Annotated in this window: 15 protein-coding genes; 14 read left to right on the top strand and 1 reads right to left on the bottom strand. The window is 44.2% G+C overall.

Annotation, left to right across the window (positions count from 1 at the left end):
- Positions 1–6 precede the first annotated feature (6 nt).
- The 11 genes from purC to ablB all read left to right on the top strand — a co-directional run bounded on the left by purC (position 7) and on the right by ablB (position 11832).
- Positions 7–729, top strand: a complete 723-nt coding sequence (gene purC, locus MHH23_RS17865) for a phosphoribosylaminoimidazolesuccinocarboxamide synthase (RefSeq protein ID WP_007496901.1) — start codon at positions 7–9, stop codon at positions 727–729.
- A complete protein-coding gene (purS, locus tag MHH23_RS17860; protein WP_008344293.1) occupies positions 722–976 on the top strand; it encodes a phosphoribosylformylglycinamidine synthase subunit PurS in 255 nt (84 codons plus the stop codon). The genes purC and purS overlap by 8 nt, the downstream gene beginning before the upstream one ends.
- Positions 973–1656, top strand: coding sequence for a phosphoribosylformylglycinamidine synthase subunit PurQ (purQ, locus tag MHH23_RS17855; protein ID WP_008344292.1), 684 nt, complete (start codon positions 973–975; stop codon positions 1654–1656). The genes purS and purQ overlap by 4 nt, the downstream gene beginning before the upstream one ends.
- A complete protein-coding gene (gene purL, locus MHH23_RS17850; RefSeq protein WP_024719398.1) occupies positions 1640–3871 on the top strand; it encodes a phosphoribosylformylglycinamidine synthase subunit PurL in 2232 nt (743 codons plus the stop codon). Before purQ ends, purL begins: the two co-directional genes overlap by 17 nt.
- A complete protein-coding gene (gene purF / locus MHH23_RS17845) occupies positions 3847–5277 on the top strand; it encodes an amidophosphoribosyltransferase (RefSeq protein WP_017359819.1) in 1431 nt (476 codons plus the stop codon). Before purL ends, purF begins: the two co-directional genes overlap by 25 nt.
- 96 nt (positions 5278–5373) lie before the next feature.
- Positions 5374–6414, top strand: a complete 1041-nt coding sequence (purM, locus tag MHH23_RS17840; protein WP_017366751.1) for a phosphoribosylformylglycinamidine cyclo-ligase — start codon at positions 5374–5376, stop codon at positions 6412–6414.
- Complete coding sequence (gene purN, locus MHH23_RS17835) at positions 6411–6980, top strand: phosphoribosylglycinamide formyltransferase (protein WP_008344288.1); 570 nt, start codon at positions 6411–6413, stop codon at positions 6978–6980. The genes purM and purN overlap by 4 nt, the downstream gene beginning before the upstream one ends.
- Before the next feature lie 15 nt (positions 6981–6995).
- The gene (purH, locus tag MHH23_RS17830; protein ID WP_212361074.1) at positions 6996–8534 is read left to right on the top strand and encodes a bifunctional phosphoribosylaminoimidazolecarboxamide formyltransferase/IMP cyclohydrolase; all 1539 of its coding nucleotides are present in this window, start codon (positions 6996–6998) and stop codon (positions 8532–8534) included.
- Positions 8535–8546: 12 nt separating this feature from the next.
- Positions 8547–9821, top strand: a complete 1275-nt coding sequence (gene purD, locus MHH23_RS17825) for a phosphoribosylamine--glycine ligase (RefSeq protein WP_340959968.1) — start codon at positions 8547–8549, stop codon at positions 9819–9821.
- A 151-nt stretch (positions 9822–9972) separates the two neighbouring features.
- Positions 9973–10614: a hypothetical protein gene (locus MHH23_RS17820; protein WP_256689063.1), complete on the top strand. Its 642-nt coding sequence runs from the start codon at positions 9973–9975 to the stop codon at positions 10612–10614.
- A gap of 372 nt (positions 10615–10986) precedes the next feature.
- Entirely contained in the window at positions 10987–11832 is an 846-nt protein-coding gene (gene ablB, locus MHH23_RS17815) for a putative beta-lysine N-acetyltransferase (RefSeq protein WP_268413574.1), read from the top strand.
- Here the strand turns inward: ablB and MHH23_RS17810 are convergent.
- Positions 11827–13485 carry a PucR family transcriptional regulator gene (locus MHH23_RS17810; protein ID WP_056408203.1) on the bottom strand — a complete coding sequence of 553 codons (1659 nt, stop codon included), beginning with the start codon at positions 13483–13485 and terminating at the stop codon, positions 11827–11829. The two genes, ablB and MHH23_RS17810, sit on opposite strands and share 6 nt — an antisense overlap.
- Positions 13486–13676: 191 nt before the next feature.
- Here MHH23_RS17810 and MHH23_RS17805 point away from each other — a divergent pair, with 191 nt between their 5' ends.
- The 3 genes from MHH23_RS17805 to MHH23_RS17795 are packed head-to-tail and all read left to right on the top strand — an operon-like array spanning position 13677 to position 16381.
- Positions 13677–15041, top strand: a complete 1365-nt coding sequence (locus MHH23_RS17805; protein WP_178896571.1) for an aspartate aminotransferase family protein — start codon at positions 13677–13679, stop codon at positions 15039–15041.
- Positions 15042–15053: 12 nt separating this feature from the next.
- The gene (locus MHH23_RS17800) at positions 15054–15740 is read left to right on the top strand and encodes a CoA transferase subunit A (RefSeq protein WP_056408197.1); all 687 of its coding nucleotides are present in this window, start codon (positions 15054–15056) and stop codon (positions 15738–15740) included.
- Positions 15716–16381, top strand: a complete 666-nt coding sequence (locus MHH23_RS17795; RefSeq protein ID WP_168948575.1) for a 3-oxoacid CoA-transferase subunit B — start codon at positions 15716–15718, stop codon at positions 16379–16381. The genes MHH23_RS17800 and MHH23_RS17795 overlap by 25 nt, the downstream gene beginning before the upstream one ends.
- Positions 16382–16391 lie beyond the last annotated feature (10 nt).

The following is a 16391-nucleotide window of genomic DNA, read 5'->3' as shown; positions in this document are numbered from 1 at the left end:
ATCTGAATGACTGTGAAACAAGAACTTCTCTACGAAGGCAAAGCGAAAAGAATCTATCAGACCGATGACGAGCATATTTTATATGTCGAATATAAAGACTCAGCTACAGCATTTAACGGTGAAAAGAAAGCGGAAATTGAAGGAAAAGGCAGACTGAATAACGAAATTTCTAGCTTGATTTTTCAAATGCTACATGAGAAAGGGATCAACAATCACTTTGTGAAACGCCTATCTGAAACAGAACAGCTCATTCAAAAGGTAGACATCGTACCGCTTGAAGTCGTTGTGCGAAACGTGGTGGCAGGCAGTATGTCAAAACGTCTTGGGATTCCAGAGGGAACGAAACTGGACACACCTTTGATCGAGTTTTACTACAAAGATGATGCACTCGGCGATCCGCTCATTACAGAAGATCATATTCGCATTTTACATGCAGCGACACCTGAGCAGGTCGAGGAAATGAAACAAATCACAAGACAAGTGAATGAAGAATTGAAGCAAATCTTCTCAGATTGCCATGTGAATTTAATTGATTTCAAGCTTGAATTCGGAATAGATCACGAGAATCGTATTTTGCTAGCTGATGAGATTTCACCTGATACGTGCAGGCTTTGGGACAAAGACACAAACGAAAAGCTTGATAAAGACGTGTTCAGACGAAACCTGGGCGGCTTAACAAATGCATACGAAGAAATTTTCAAAAGACTTGGAGGCCATAAACATGTATAAAGTGAAAATTTTTGTCAGCTTAAAAGAGAGCGTTCTTGATCCACAAGGAAGTGCCGTGCAGCACGCTTTGCACAGCATGTCTTATCAGGAAGTAAAGGATGTCCGTATAGGGAAATATATGGAGCTAGTCATTGAGAAATCAGAACGTGACTTAGATACAGTGGTCAAAGAAATGTGTGAAAAATTGCTTGCCAATACGGTGATTGAAGATTACCGCTATGAGGTGGAGGAGGTTGTCGCACAGTGAAGTTTGCAGTGATCGTCTTGCCTGGCTCTAACTGTGATATCGATATGTACCATGCGATTCAAGATGAGTTAGGTGAACAAGTTGAATATGTATGGCACGACGAAACGAGTCTTGATGGTTTTGACGGTGTACTCGTACCAGGCGGTTTCTCTTATGGGGATTACTTAAGATGCGGTGCGATTGCTCGTTTTTCTAACATCATGCCGGCTGTGAAAAAAGCAGCTGCGGAAGGAAAACCTGTTCTTGGTGTTTGTAATGGGTTCCAAATTCTTCAAGAGCTTGGCATTCTGCCAGGCGCAATGAGACGGAATAAAGATTTAAAATTTATCTGTCGTCCAGTTGAACTCATTGTAGAGAACAACGAAACGCAATTTACAAGCGGTTATCAAAAAGGTGAATCGATTACGATTCCTGTGGCACACGGTGAAGGTAACTTCTACTGTGACGAAGACACGTTAGCGAAGCTGATTGAACGAGGCCAAATCGCTTTCACTTACGGTGACGATATTAACGGCAGTGTCAATCGAATTGCAGGTGTAACGAATGAACAGGGCAATGTACTCGGCATGATGCCGCACCCTGAGCGCGCGGTTGACTCATTACTAGGCAGCGCAGACGGACTTAAATTGTTTCAATCTATCGTGAAAAATTGGAGGGACACTCATGTCACTACTGCTTGAACCAAGTCACAAGCAAATTAAAGAAGAGAAATTGTATCAGCAAATGGGATTGAGTGATGAAGAATTCGCTTTAATCGAATCCATTATTGGCAGGCTGCCAAACTACACAGAAACAGGTATCTTTTCTGTCATGTGGTCAGAGCATTGCAGTTATAAAAACTCAAAGCCTGTTTTAAGCAAATTCCCGACAAAAGGAGAGCATGTTCTTCAAGGTCCTGGGGAAGGCGCTGGAATCGTTGATATTGGAGACAACCAAGCAGTTGTATTTAAAATCGAATCACATAACCATCCATCTGCAATTGAACCGTATCAAGGAGCGGCAACAGGTGTCGGCGGAATCATCCGTGATGTATTCTCCATGGGGGCTCGTCCAATTGCGGTATTAAACTCTCTTCGTTTTGGTGAACTGACTTCACCGCGCGTGAAGTACTTGTTTGAAGAAGTAGTGGCAGGGATTGCAGGCTATGGAAACTGTATCGGTATTCCAACAGTCGGCGGAGAAGTTCATTTTGATCAAAGTTATGAAGGCAATCCGCTCGTTAATGCGATGTGTGTAGGGTTAATCAACCATGAAGACATCAAGAAAGGGCAGGCAAAAGGTGTTGGCAATACGGTCATGTACGTTGGTGCTAAAACGGGACGTGACGGGATTCACGGTGCAACATTTGCGTCTGAAGAATTTTCTGATGAATCAGAAGAAAAACGTTCAGCGGTTCAAGTCGGCGATCCGTTCATGGAAAAGCTTTTGCTTGAAGCATGCCTTGAAGTCATCAAAAATGATGCGCTTGTGGGCATCCAAGATATGGGAGCGGCTGGCTTAACTAGCTCAAGTGCAGAGATGGCAAGTAAAGCCGGTTCAGGTATCGAAATGAACCTAGACCTGATCCCTCAGCGTGAAACAGGCATGTCAGCGTATGAAATGATGCTGTCTGAATCCCAAGAGAGAATGCTGTTGGTCATTGAAAAAGGCCGTGAGCAAGAAATCATTGATATTTTTGAAAAATACGATCTTGAAGCAGTCTCAGTCGGTCATGTGACAGATGATAAAATGCTTCGTTTACTCCATCAAGGAGAAGTAGTGTGTGAGCTTCCAGTTGATGCACTTGCAGAAGAAGCACCGGTTTATCACAAGCCGTCAAGTGAGCCTGCATACTATCGCGAGTTTTTAGAAACAAAAGTGGAAGCTCCAGCGATCACAGATGCAGCAGATACGTTGAAACAGCTGTTAAAGCAGCCAACGATTGCGAGTAAAGAATGGGTTTACGATCAATACGACTATATGGTTCGTACAAACACTGTCGTTGCACCTGGCTCTGATGCGGGCGTGCTCAGAATCCGTGGGACGAAAAAAGCTCTTGCGATGACAACAGATTGTAACGCGCGTTATCTCTACCTTGATCCAGAGGTCGGCGGGAAAATCGCCGTCGCAGAAGCAGCACGTAACATTGTCTGCTCAGGCGCTCGTCCGCTTGCAGTAACAGATAACTTGAACTTCGGTAACCCGGAGAAACCAGAAATCTTCTGGCAGATTGAAAAGTCTGCTGACGGCATTAGCGAAGCTTGCCGTACATTAAGCACACCGGTCATCGGCGGTAACGTCTCTTTATATAACGAGTCAAATGGAACGGCCATTTACCCAACGCCAGTCATTGGTATGGTTGGTTTGATTGAAGATACAGCTCATATTACGACTCAATCGTTCCAACAGGCAGGCGATGTGATTTTCGTCATTGGTGAAACGAAGGAAGAATTTGCAGGCAGTGAGCTTCAAAAAATGACAGAAGGCCGTATCTACGGAAAAGCACCAGAAATTGATTTGGATGTAGAACTGGCGCGTCAAGAAGCCCTATTAGCAGCGATTCAAAACGGACTTGTTCAGTCAGCACATGATGTGTCTGAAGGCGGTCTTGGTGTAGCACTAGCTGAAAGTACATTTGGAACAGATGGTCTTGGCGCTGATATCCAGCTCGATCTAAACAGCGCAGCATCACTATTCAGTGAATCACAGTCGCGTTTTGTTGTCACAGTGAAACCAGAAAACCGCGAAGCATTTGCTGCGGCTGTGCAAGATGCAAAAGAAGTCGGAACGGTCACAAATGATGGTGTATTCACTGTCAAAAATCAAGAAGGACAACAATGGATTCATGCGGCAGTCAACGAGCTTGAACGCGCATGGAAAGGAGCGATCCCATGCTTGCTGAAATCAGAGGCTTAAACGAAGAATGTGGCGTCTTTGGGGTTTGGGGACACGAAGAAGCCCCGCAAATCACATATTACGGATTGCATAGCCTTCAGCACCGAGGACAAGAAGGTGCGGGAATTATTGCAACAGACGGTGAAAACCTGACGTCACACAAAGGCCTTGGACTGATTACGGAAGTGTTCCAAAATGGTGAGCTTAAGGATTTAAAGGGAAAAGGTGCGATCGGACACGTTCGGTATGCGACAGCAGGCGGAGGCGGCTTTGAGAATGTGCAGCCCCTCTTCTTCCGCTCGCAAAACAATGGCAGTCTCGCCCTTGCTCATAATGGAAACTTGGTCAATGCAACGCAATTAAAACAGCAGCTAGAGAACCAAGGAAGTATTTTTCAAACGTCTTCTGATACCGAAGTGCTCGCTCACTTAATTAAGCGCAGCGGATATATGGATTTGAAGGATCAAATCAAAAATGCTCTGTCTATGTTAAAAGGAGCTTATGCTTTCCTAATCATGACGGAAACAGAAATGATCGTAGCGCTTGATCCGAACGGATTACGTCCACTTTCACTTGGTATGCTTGGGGATGCTTATGTTGTCGCTTCTGAAACATGTGCCTTTGATGTCGTTGGTGCTACCTATTTACGAGATGTAGAGCCTGGCGAAATGCTGATCATTAATGATGAAGGCTTAAAATCTGAGCGCTTTTCGATGAACATTAACCGTAGCATGTGCAGCATGGAATACATTTATTTCTCAAGACCGGACAGCAATATCAATGGCATCAACGTGCATAGTGCGAGAAAGAATCTTGGCAAGAAACTTGCAGAAGAAGCACATGTCGAAGCAGATGTCGTGACAGGTGTGCCAGACTCCAGTATTTCTGCAGCGATTGGCTATGCCGAAGCAACTGGTATTCCATATGAGCTAGGTTTAATTAAAAACCGTTATGTCGGCCGGACATTTATTCAGCCGTCTCAAGCATTGCGTGAGCAGGGCGTGCGCATGAAGCTGTCTGCTGTGCGCGGGGTGGTCGAAGGCAAACGTGTCGTCATGGTGGATGATTCCATCGTACGCGGAACCACAAGCCGCCGGATTGTGACGATGCTAAGAGAAGCGGGAGCGACGGAAGTGCATGTACGCATTAGTTCACCGCCAATCGCTCATCCGTGTTTTTATGGAATTGATACGTCTACACACGAAGAGCTGATTGCATCATCTCATTCAGTGGAAGAAATTAGACAGGAAATCGGTGCAGACACCATTGCATTTTTATCTGTAGACGGTTTAATGGACGGGATTGGCAGAAAGTATGATGATCCGCAGCGTGGTCAGTGTTTAGCATGCTTTACTGGAAAATACCCGACCGAAATTTATGAAGATACTGTCCTTCCTCATGTGAAGGAAACAGTCCTGACGAAATAATCGAATAATGGAGCAGCAGTCAACGTGATTTGATATGCTGCTCTTTCATTCTGCCGAAAATACATGAAAGACAAGCAGATAAAAGGAGTGAATGGGATGTCAGAAGCATATAAAAACGCCGGTGTCGACATCGAAGCAGGATACGAAGCCGTTAAACGAATGAAAACACACGTAGAACGTACAAAAAGAGCAGGTGTCATGGGGGCTCTAGGCGGATTTGGCGGTATGTTTGATTTATCTGAACTGCCATACAAAAAGCCCGTTCTTGTCTCAGGAACAGATGGTGTTGGTACGAAATTAAAGCTGGCATTTTTAATGGATCAACACGATACGATCGGTGTAGATGCTGTTGCTATGTGTGTGAACGATGTGCTTGCACAAGGGGCAGAGCCGCTCTTTTTCTTAGATTACTTAGCAGTTGGAAAAGCAGATCCTTTGAAAATTGAATCCATCGTCAAAGGTGTAGCTGACGGATGCGAGCAGTCTGGTTCAGCGCTTGTCGGCGGAGAGACAGCAGAAATGCCGGGCCTTTACACAGAAGAAGAATATGATATTGCTGGATTTTCTGTAGGTGTCGTTGAAAAGGATGAAATCGTCACAGGTGAGAACATCAAGGAAGGGCATTTGCTGATTGGACTCAGCTCTAGCGGAATTCATAGCAATGGCTATTCTCTTGTACGAAAAGTATTGCTGGAAGACGCAGGTCTAGACCTTCACCAAACGTATGAACCTTTTACAAGACCGCTTGGAGAAGAGCTGCTGGAACCGACGAAGATTTATGTCAAGCCTGTTCTTAAACAAGTGAAAGCTGGCAAGGTTGACGGTATGGCACATGTGACAGGCGGTGGCTTTATTGAGAACTTACCACGTATGCTGCCTGAAGGACTTGGTGTTGAGATTGATAACGGCTCATGGCCGGTCCCGCCTATTTTCTCCTTTATTCAAGAAAAAGGGCAATTGAAAGCAGAAGAGATGTTCAATGTATTTAATATGGGCATCGGCTTTGTCCTAGCCGTCAAAGAGGATGATCTCGTCGATGTGATCAGCGGACTTGAACAAGACGGAGAGAAAGCCTTTCTTATCGGACGAGTTCAAAAAGGAGAAGGCGTCACTTTCGGTGGTGGAAGCCTCTCATGAAAAAGTTTGCGATCTTCGCCTCTGGAAGCGGGACAAATTTTCAAGCCATTATTGATACGTTAAAAGAAGAACAGTGGCCGGCAAAAGCCGCCATTGTGATCTGTGATAAACCGGGTGCGAAGGTGCTGGAGCGGGCAGAGAAAGAGGGCATTCCGTCTTTTTCTTTTACGCCGAAGGCTTTCCCGAGTAAAGCCGCTTTTGAGCAAACCATCATTGAACAGTTGAAACTGCATGAAGTGGAATGGATTTTCCTCGCTGGGTATATGCGACTGATCGGTCCGACATTGCTTGATGCATTTAGAGGGAAAATCGTGAATATCCACCCTTCTTTACTGCCAGCATTTCCTGGACTCGATGCGATTGGACAAGCCTATCAAGCAGGAGTCAAAGTGGCTGGCATCACGGTTCATTATGTCGACGAAGGCATGGATACCGGCCCGATTATTGATCAAGCAGCCATTCATATTGAACAAGGGGAAGACCTTGAATCCATTGAAAAAAGAATGCATGAATTAGAACATACACTATATCCAAAAGTGATCAAATCACTTTTAGAATTATCTTAATGAGGTGACAAAGGCATGACGATCAAACGCGCATTAATCAGTGTTTCCGATAAAACAAATCTTGTACCTTTTGTGAAAGAACTAACAGAACTTGGCGTTGAAGTGATTTCAACTGGTGGTACACACAAACTTCTTCAAGAGAACGGCATTGATGTCATTGGTATTTCTGAAGTGACTGGCTTCCCAGAAATCATGGACGGACGTCTCAAAACGCTTCATCCGAACATTCACGGTGGACTGTTAGCAGTGAGAGAAAACGATGAGCATATGGCACAGATTGAAAAGCACGGCATTCAGCCGATTGATCTTGTCGTTGTGAATCTATATCCATTCAAAGAGACCGTTTCCAAAGACGATGTCACGTATGAAGAAGCGATTGAAAACATTGATATTGGCGGACCGGGTATGCTTCGTGCTGCTTCTAAAAACCATCAGGACGTCACTGTGATTGTAGACCCGCGTGATTATGATTCTGTCGTTCAACAAATCAAAGAAGGCGGCGTATCACTAGAGAAAAAACGTGAGCTTGCAGCAAAAGTATTCCGTCATACAGCTGCTTACGATGCCCTGATTGCGGATTACTTAACGAACTTTGTTGGCGAAACAGAGCCAGAACAGTTCACAGTCACATTTGAGAAAAAGCAATCTCTTCGTTATGGAGAAAACCCGCACCAAGCGGCGACGTTCTATGAAAATGCGCTTCCAAGCAAAGGCTCTTTAGCTACTGCAACGCAATTACATGGAAAAGAACTTTCCTATAACAACATCAAAGATGCAGATGCAGCACTTCAAATTGTACGTGAATTTACAGAGCCAGCGGCTGTGGCTGTAAAGCATATGAACCCATGTGGTGTTGGGACAGGGGAAACGATTGCAGAAGCATTCGATCGTGCATTTAAAGCAGATGAAACATCTATTTTCGGCGGCATTGTGGCGCTTAATCGTGAAGTAGACAAACAAACGGCTGAGGTGCTCCATACGATTTTCTTAGAAATCGTCATCGCACCATCGTTTAGCCAAGAAGCACTTGATGTGCTAACAGCGAAAAAGAACCTTCGTCTACTAACATTAGATGTAGAAGCAGATCTTGGGAAAAAAGAAAAGCAGCTCACAAGTGTTCATGGTGGATTGCTCGTTCAGGATATCGACACATACGGCTTAGAGGAAGCAACGATCTCTATTCCAACGAAAAGAGAGCCGACTGAAGACGAATGGAAAGACTTAAAGCTCGCTTGGAAAGTCGTCAAGCATGTGAAATCAAATGCCATCGTTCTAGCGAAGGATCAAATGACAGCAGGTATTGGTGCTGGTCAAATGAACCGTGTTGGCTCGGCTAACATTGCGATTGAGCAAGCAGGTGAAAAAGCGAAAGGAAGCGCGCTAGGATCTGATGCGTTCTTCCCAATGGGCGATACAGTGGAAGCTGCTGCAAAGGCAGGCGTTACAGCGATCATTCAGCCAGGCGGATCTATTCGTGATGAAGAATCGATTCAAAAGGCAGATGAATACGGCATCGCCATGGTCTTCACTGGCGTTAGACATTTCAAACATTAAGGGGATGACAGTGTGAACGTATTAATTATCGGCAGAGGCGGAAGAGAGCATACCATCGCATGGAAAGTGAATCAAAGCGAACTTGTCAGCCAAGTATTTGTCGCACCCGGCAATGATGGAATGACAGACGCTGCGAAGCTTGTCCCGATCGACGAGGGAGATCATGAGGCGTTAATTCGTTTTGCAAAAGACAATAACATCGGTTTAACAATTGTCGGTCCAGAGGTTCCTTTAATTGCAGGTGTCGTCGATGCATTTGAAGAAGCAGGACTCAAGGTATTTGGACCGAATGCAAAAGCCGCAGTCATTGAAGGCTCAAAAGAATTTGCAAAAGACTTAATGAAAAATTATGATATCCCGACAGCCGCTTACGCCACTTTTACATCGTTTGAAGAAGCGAAGGCATATGTGGAAGAAAAGGGTGCCCCAATTGTCATTAAAGCAGATGGGCTTGCCGCAGGAAAAGGCGTGACAGTTGCAATGACGCTTGAAGAGGCAATCAACTGCCTACATGACTTTTTAGAGGATGAAAAGTTTGGCGATGCGAGTGCATCGGTTGTCATTGAAGAATTTTTAACAGGTGAAGAGTTTTCTCTGATGGCCTTTGTCAATGGAGAAAAGGTGTATCCGATGGTGATCGCACAGGATCATAAACGGGCATTTGAAGATGACAAAGGACCAAACACCGGCGGGATGGGCGCTTATTCACCGGTTCCACAAATTACTGATGAAGTGGTACAAAAAGCGGTGGAAGACGTCGTCAAACCAGCAGCTCGCGCGATGGTGCAGGAAGAGCGTTCGTTTACAGGCATTTTATATGCAGGCTTAATGCTGACACCAGAAGGCTCAAAAGTCATTGAGTTCAATGCACGCTTTGGCGACCCTGAAACGCAAGTAGTGCTCCCTCGCCTTGAATCAGATCTAGTCCAAGTCTTCCTAGACATTCTAGATGGAAAAGATGTGGACTTGCAGTGGAAAGACACAGCCGCTGTCAGTGTCGTTCTTGCATCAGAAGGATACCCGGAAGACTACGCAAAAGGCACGCCAATCGGTGCTTTGCAAACAACGGTCTCTGATGTCGTCACCTTCCACGCAGGAACAAAAAAGGAAAACGATCAATTCGTCACAAATGGCGGCCGTGTAGCAAATGTGACCGCATTTGACGACACTTTTGAAGCGGCAAGATCAAGAGTATATGAAGCGGTTGAAGAAATCATTCAGCCAGGTTTATTTTATCGCCGTGACATTGGCGCCCGTGCGCTGAAGGCTGCGGGGAAAACTACATGATTATACTAGACTCTCTCACTATGTGAGTGGGTCTTTTTTTATATTATAAAACTCACAGATAAACCTTAAAATTACTTTAAATGTATAAAAAAACCTTTTTATTTTCATTTTAATGTTATAAATTTAATATATTACAAAGGGAGGTATAATAATGAAAAAAGTGATTTCATCAGTTCTTCTAGTTCTCGTATTAGTAAGCTCAGCTTTTGCTATTCCTGCACCAACTTCTGCTAAAGAATTTGGTTCTATCAATCTTAATAAGGTTCATAATTTAGGTAAAACAGGAAATACCAAAATTGAAAAAATTTCATATGATCAATATGTTAAGGAAGTATCCAAATCAAGGGGTATCTCTAAGAAAGAAGTTCAAAAATCTTCTACAAATTTATCAAAGAAACAATTTAGTACAGCTGCAGCAAAATATAGTATGCATAAAATGACAATTGTTCAGGATGTAGGTTTTTTATATCAACCTAAAGTTCAAATTTATGCTTGGACATATGCGAGTGGATCATTTGTACAATTTAAATATATTGAAGATATAGACTTAGACAGATATTCTAGCCTTGGTTCAAAACATTTTGCTGGTAAAGTTAAAGCAAAAATAACTTCTCCAACTGCTATTTGGTGGTATGTAAATGGAGACTTCTATAATAATGGAACCACTAATGTATCAATAAGTGGAAGTGGTTCTGCAGCAGTAAAAGGGGTAACAGTAACTGGTAGTTTCTCAGTTTCTAAATCTTCAAATCATTACAAATATTGGAATAATAGTGGTACTAAACATCGTTAATTATAGAAGTTATTTTCTGGAATTTTCGAGAAAATTGGTTTAATCAAAACACCTTTCTATCTGACGAGATGGAAAGGTGTTTTTTCTTCTTTTGATGATTAGAAGGGATATAGCCCGAATTTGGAGAAGTGTTATTGGATGACCCATTCACGAGGAGGCAACATGGAATTTAAGGCAATTATTCTCTTTGCAATATTCATGATCATTTTATTTCTCATAAACATAAATAACATTATGTTATTTGCCATTAAACACAATAAAATGAAAAAAGCTTCAGCCATTAGTTATATGATCCTATCCATTTTTTCTGGCGTTGCTATTTCTTCATTTTTAATTTGGAAGTTTTTCATTATCTAAGAGGGGAATGAGTGTATGGTGCAATTGAAGAAACTTGCAAACGAGCGTTTTTCTGCTTTGATCTGTATGGATCCATTTAATGAGCGAATTCGTTTGGATGACTATAGCGGCAGGGTGCAGGATGTGATTCAGTCCGTGCTTCAGGAAGCGGCGGACTGCAAGGCGTCTAAGGTCATTGTAAAAGTAAGGCGTGAGCATATGCCGCTTTTTTTAGCAAAAGGCTTTCGGCTTGAAGGCGTGTTTTCTCATTATTTTCTCGGAAGTGATGCGTACGGCATGTCGCTCTTTCTGACCGAAGATCGAATGAACAGCCCATTTTGGCTGAAGGAAGATGAAATGGTTGCGTCTATTCAAGAAAAGCCGATGAAAAAAGACCAAGGCGTGTGGCAGGATGAGTATGTGATGAGGAAAGCCGGTCCAGAGGATGTGCACAAGCTGGCAGCGCTCTATGATACGGTCTTTGAAACGTATCCCACGCCAATGAACGAGCCAGATTACATCCGAAAGGTAATGGAGGAAGGGACGGTTTTTTATGCCGTTGAACATGACGGTCAACTTGTAAGTGCCGCATCCGCTGAAATCAATGCACCGTATGGTCATGCAGAATTAACAGATTGTGCAACCCTTCCCACATACAGAAAACTAGGATTCATGCATCATTTGATTCTAGCCCTCGAACAAGAGCTTCAATCCATGCACATTTATGTCTTTTATTCTCTCGCCCGTGCACTGTCCTATGGAATGAATCAAGTATTTTATCAGCTCGGGTATACATACACCGGACGCTTTCAAAACAACTGCTATATTTTTGACAAAATTGAAGATATGAATCTATGGGTCAAAACGCCAAATGAATCATGAGATGGTTCTCATCTGATCAAGCAGACCAGATAGGCGGTACGCCATGATACTCAGCTGCAGCTTCATCCGATCATCAGTGGATTTGAGGCTGCAGCCTGTTCTCGTTTCAATTTGTTTCAACCGGTAGCTTAACGTATGCCGGTGAATAAACAATTCCCCCGCTGACTTTTGAATATTTTCATTGTGTGCCAAATACACTTCGAGTGTATGAATCAGGTCAGCTCCTTGTTTTTTTGTATAAAGCAGCGGGCTTAACAGCTCCACGTAAAAGTCATGCAAATTCATTCCGGCTTCGTTCATTTCAAGCAGCATCCCATATAGACCGAGCTTCTGATAATGAATGATGCTGTCATCTGTTTTCAAAAGAGGAAGAAGCCTTGCTGCATACTGGGCTTCTTTTGCACTTTTAGCAAAGAGACTGATCTGGTCGTAGGCTCTTCCAATGCCAATCACAATGGGATGGACGGGGAAAAAATAAGACCAAGTACTGCGGCATTCTTCTGATGCGCGATACCAATTTGTTTCTTGATACGTGCTTTTCCCTGCAGGCGTCAAGACGAAAATGGAATCAAGCCTTGCCTTTAATAAAAAAGGAATTTGTCTGCGTTCAAAAATGGATGTGAGCAATTGGGATAGGCGCTGCACCATTTGATGGTCGAGCTGTGTGTGCTGATGCTGAAATTGAAAGTAGATGACGACTTGTTCTTCGCTCATATCATATTGCAGCTTTCTTGCTTGTTCGATGACATAACTTTCTTCTGTGTATTGCTGTTGCAGCATATCATCCAATAAATGCCCCTGCATTTGGTTTTCTGTATCTTGAATGGCTTTTTGTTTCAACCATTCAATCGCATACACCGCACCGGCATGCTCAATGGCGATGGCATCGAGATGGTGCCACGTCTCTTTTTTCTTTAACGCCACAATGAACCCGAAAATATCCCCCATTGCAATCACAGGGCATGCCGCTAGAACAAACGCACCATATGTGTCATAGACGAGCCGGCCTTTTTCCTCTGCCTGCTTGAGCAGAGAAGAGGTTTCAATCGGTTCGTCATCTGTTAGAAAGCCAAAAGCAGGAGAATAGGTCACTTCGTCTGTTTCGAGATGAGCTGCTGTTTGGTGCAAAAACACATCCAGTACGACGATATTTGCTGCTGTGAGATGTGCCAGTTCATCTGTAATTTGCGTGACATTTTTATTGCTCACATTTAAATGGGTCAGTCTTTGATGAATCGCAGAAGAATATTTGAGCTGATGGAGCTGACTGCTGACGATTTGTTCTAGAACGGCTTTTGTGATGTCTGAAAAATTGACATGGGGCGGAATCTCGATGAGCGGAATATCGCTATTTTCGGCGGCTTCAATGAGTGATGCGGGAATTTCCGTTAAGTACACGCCTTTATAGATGGCAATGGCTGAAAGACGATGAGATTGAATCAATTTTTCAAGCCGGATGCGTCTTTCTTTATTTTCTGTCAGTCCAAACCCAGTTGTAACAAGTAATTCTCCTTCGGAAAGTCTAGACGTGTCCTCAATAATTTCCACAATGGTCACCCACTGGATAAGACGATCCAGTCCATTTTCTCCAGCAAGCAGTTTGGTTTCTTTCATCATATCGAGCGAGAGTGCATCTTTGACGAGAATCGCCATAGACTCATGACCTCCTTTTGAACACTCTTATACACCATGTATAAAAAACACATGTGAAATTCGGGCATATGGCGAATGGAGGATGACTGCCCTCTTGATTAAGCTAATCTTATACCAAGTATACAAAATTTTCTTGCGATTCATGTAAAAAGAAAAGTGCAGCTGCTGACAAGAGAGGGAGGAATGACAAAGTGGAGACCCGGGATTACTTAATCAAACCAATGTTAAATCAGCAATATCCTGTGGCTGTGAGAGGAGAGGGGATTTATTTATATGATCGGGACGGAAAAAAATATATAGATGGCTCATCAGGGGCAGTCACGGCAAGTATTGGACATGGCATACAAGAGATTATTGATGCGATGACGGAGCAAGCGAAAAAGGTGAGCTTTACGTACAGGTCACAATTTACGAATGAACCAGCGGAAGAACTAGCGTATGAATTGAGTACACTTTGCCCAGGTGATCTGAACTGGTCTTTTTTTGTAGGGAGCGGTTCAGAGGCAACGGAGACTGCTATGAAAATGGCGATTCAGCATTGGCAGGAGCAGGGGAAGACGGAAAAAAATCATATCATCTCAAGATGGATGAGTTACCACGGCATTACATTAGGGGCGCTGTCAATGTCAGGTCATATTGCAAGGAGAGAGCGCTTTGAACCACTGCTTGAAAAGCACCCAGTGCTGTCACCGCCCTATAGCTACAGGTCATGGCTGCCAAAGGAAGACAGCAAGCAGGTCGAGTGGTATGTCCAGGAATTTAAGACCGTCATCCAGCGTATAGGAAAAGAGAGGATTGCCGCATTGATTGCTGAACCGATTGTTGGTGCAGCGGGAGCGGCGCTCCTGCCGCCAGACGGATATTTCGAAGCGATGAAGCGTGTCTGTGAAGAAAACGACATTTTAATGATCGCAGATGAAGTCATGACGGGCTTTGGACGAACTGGAAAAATGTTTGCGATGGAACATTGGGGCACGGTACCAGATATCATGGTTCTCGGAAAGGGCATGAGCGCAGGTTATTCTCCAATCGCAGCAGTTGTCTCAACGGATCGTGTGATGGCACCGATTATCAGCGGCTCCGGCTCTGTCATGGCAGGGCACACATATAGTGCCAATCCGCTTTCAGCAGCTGTTTCATTAGCGGTCATTCGATATATGAAAAAGCATCAGCTTCCCGAACGGGCTGAACTTTCCGGGCGATACATGATGAATGCTTTAAAAGATCTGCAAGTAAATCATTCCATCATAGGAGATGTGAGAGGGAAGGGATTGCTTATTGGTATTGAATTTGTCGCAGATCGTTTATCTAAAACGCCATTTCCTGCACATGCTCAGATAACCAATCTCGTCGTTGAAACGGCAAAACAAAATGGACTGCTGGTGTATCCAGCAAGCGCTGGAGAGGATGGAGTCGGAGGCGCAGCGGTTATGATCGCACCGCCGCTTTCCATCACACAGCAGGAGATGGATGAACTGATTGATAAATTCGGCCAGACCATCACACAAGTCGAACAAGAAGTAATCAATCGAGGGTTTTTCCCATCTGCTATGTAAGGAGGGACGAACATGAACAAAACTGTGGGTTTGGATGAAGTGATGACGCGATTAAAAGATGGCATGACCATCATGTTTGGCGGATTTGGCGGCGTGGGTTCACCACCATCGTTGATTGATGCCATTTTGCAAGCAAATATTCAAGATCTGACATTGATCGGAAATGATGCAGGTTTCCCGCAAATTGGTGTGGGCCGGCTCATCACAGAAGGAAGAGTGAAAAAAATCATCGCCTCTCATATCGGCTCAAATCCCATTGCCGGACAGAAAATGCAAGCTGGTACATTAGACGTTCATTTTTATCCGCAGGGCATTCTTGCAGAAAAAATCAGAGCAGGCGGAATGGGGCTGGCGGGCATTGTGACAGATGTTGGGATGGATAGCCTGAATCTCGATGAGAAACAATTGGTTCAACTGAATGGGAAGAATTATATGTTAGAGCCTGCGCTCACAGCGGATATTGCCATCGTCAATGCCTACAAAGCAGATGAAGTGGGAAACTTGATTTTTGATAAAAGCGCACGGAATACAAACCCGATTGTGGCGATGGCAGGGGACTGGACCATAGCGGAGGCAGAAGAAATTGTGGCAGCGGGGCAGCTCGATCCAGAAGAAATCGTGACGCCAGGCGTATTTGTGAATCAAATCGTGCAATCAAAAGGAGTGAACTGGACATGGGCATGGGAGACATCGATTTAAGACACCGCATTGCCAAAAGAGCAGCTCAAGAAATTGAAGATGGCATGATTGTGAATCTTGGGATCGGTATTCCGACCCTAGCAGCAGATTACATTCCATCACATTACGAGGTGTGGCTGCATGCAGAAAACGGCATTATGGGGGCAGGAGCCTCGCCTTTGCAAGGGGAAGAAGATCCGAATTTGTGCAATGCCGGTGGTTTTCCCATTACGTTGACAAAGGGCGGCTCGTACATGGACAGTCCGACTGCTTTTGGCATCATCCGAAAAGGCATGCTGGATATGACGATTTTGGGTGCACTTGAAGTAAGCAGCCAAGGGGATCTTGCCAATTGGATTGTACCGGGGAAAAGAGTACCGGGTATGGGCGGAGCGATTGAGCTGGCGCAAAAAGCGAAAAAAGTGGTGGTGGTGATGAGCCATCTTGATAAACACGGTCGATCTAAAGTGAAATCGGCTTGTACATTGCCGTTAACCGCTAAAGCGTGTGTCGATTTGATTATTACGGATATGGCGGTCATTGAGGTCAAGTCTCAGCTGCTCATTTTACGTGAAGTCATGCCGCCATTTCAGCCGGAAGATGTCATAAGGGCGACTGAAGCGCCATTAATTTTAGCGCCTGATGTCAAATCTGTTGTGTAGAAAGGATGAA

It is taken from the genome of Bacillus sp. FSL K6-3458, assembly GCF_038005045.1.
Taxonomy (GTDB): Bacteria; Bacillota; Bacilli; order Bacillales; family Bacillaceae; genus Bacillus; species Bacillus altitudinis.
Note: the sequence above shows the minus strand (reverse complement) of the source record. Positions and strands in the feature narration are given on the sequence as shown.

Excerpts from the sequence above, each read along its gene's own strand:
- purL (WP_024719398.1), top strand. The coding sequence starts at position 1,640 with ATGTCACTACTGCTTGAACCAAGTCACAAGCAAATTAAAGAAGAGAAA.
- MHH23_RS17820 (WP_256689063.1), top strand. The coding sequence starts at position 9,973 with ATGAAAAAAGTGATTTCATCAGTTCTTCTAGTTCTCGTATTAGTAAGC.
- purN (WP_008344288.1), top strand. The coding sequence starts at position 6,411 with ATGAAAAAGTTTGCGATCTTCGCCTCTGGAAGCGGGACAAATTTTCAA.
- MHH23_RS17800 (WP_056408197.1), top strand. The coding sequence starts at position 15,054 with ATGAACAAAACTGTGGGTTTGGATGAAGTGATGACGCGATTAAAAGAT.
- purF (WP_017359819.1), top strand. The coding sequence starts at position 3,847 with ATGCTTGCTGAAATCAGAGGCTTAAACGAAGAATGTGGCGTCTTTGGG.
- purS (WP_008344293.1), top strand. The coding sequence starts at position 722 with ATGTATAAAGTGAAAATTTTTGTCAGCTTAAAAGAGAGCGTTCTTGAT.
- purM (WP_017366751.1), top strand. The coding sequence starts at position 5,374 with ATGTCAGAAGCATATAAAAACGCCGGTGTCGACATCGAAGCAGGATAC.
- purH (WP_212361074.1), top strand. The coding sequence starts at position 6,996 with ATGACGATCAAACGCGCATTAATCAGTGTTTCCGATAAAACAAATCTT.
- MHH23_RS17795 (WP_168948575.1), top strand. The coding sequence starts at position 15,716 with ATGGGCATGGGAGACATCGATTTAAGACACCGCATTGCCAAAAGAGCA.
- MHH23_RS17810 (WP_056408203.1), bottom strand. The coding sequence starts at position 13,485 with ATGGCGATTCTCGTCAAAGATGCACTCTCGCTCGATATGATGAAAGAA.
- purC (WP_007496901.1), top strand. The coding sequence starts at position 7 with ATGACTGTGAAACAAGAACTTCTCTACGAAGGCAAAGCGAAAAGAATC.
- ablB (WP_268413574.1), top strand. The coding sequence starts at position 10,987 with ATGGTGCAATTGAAGAAACTTGCAAACGAGCGTTTTTCTGCTTTGATC.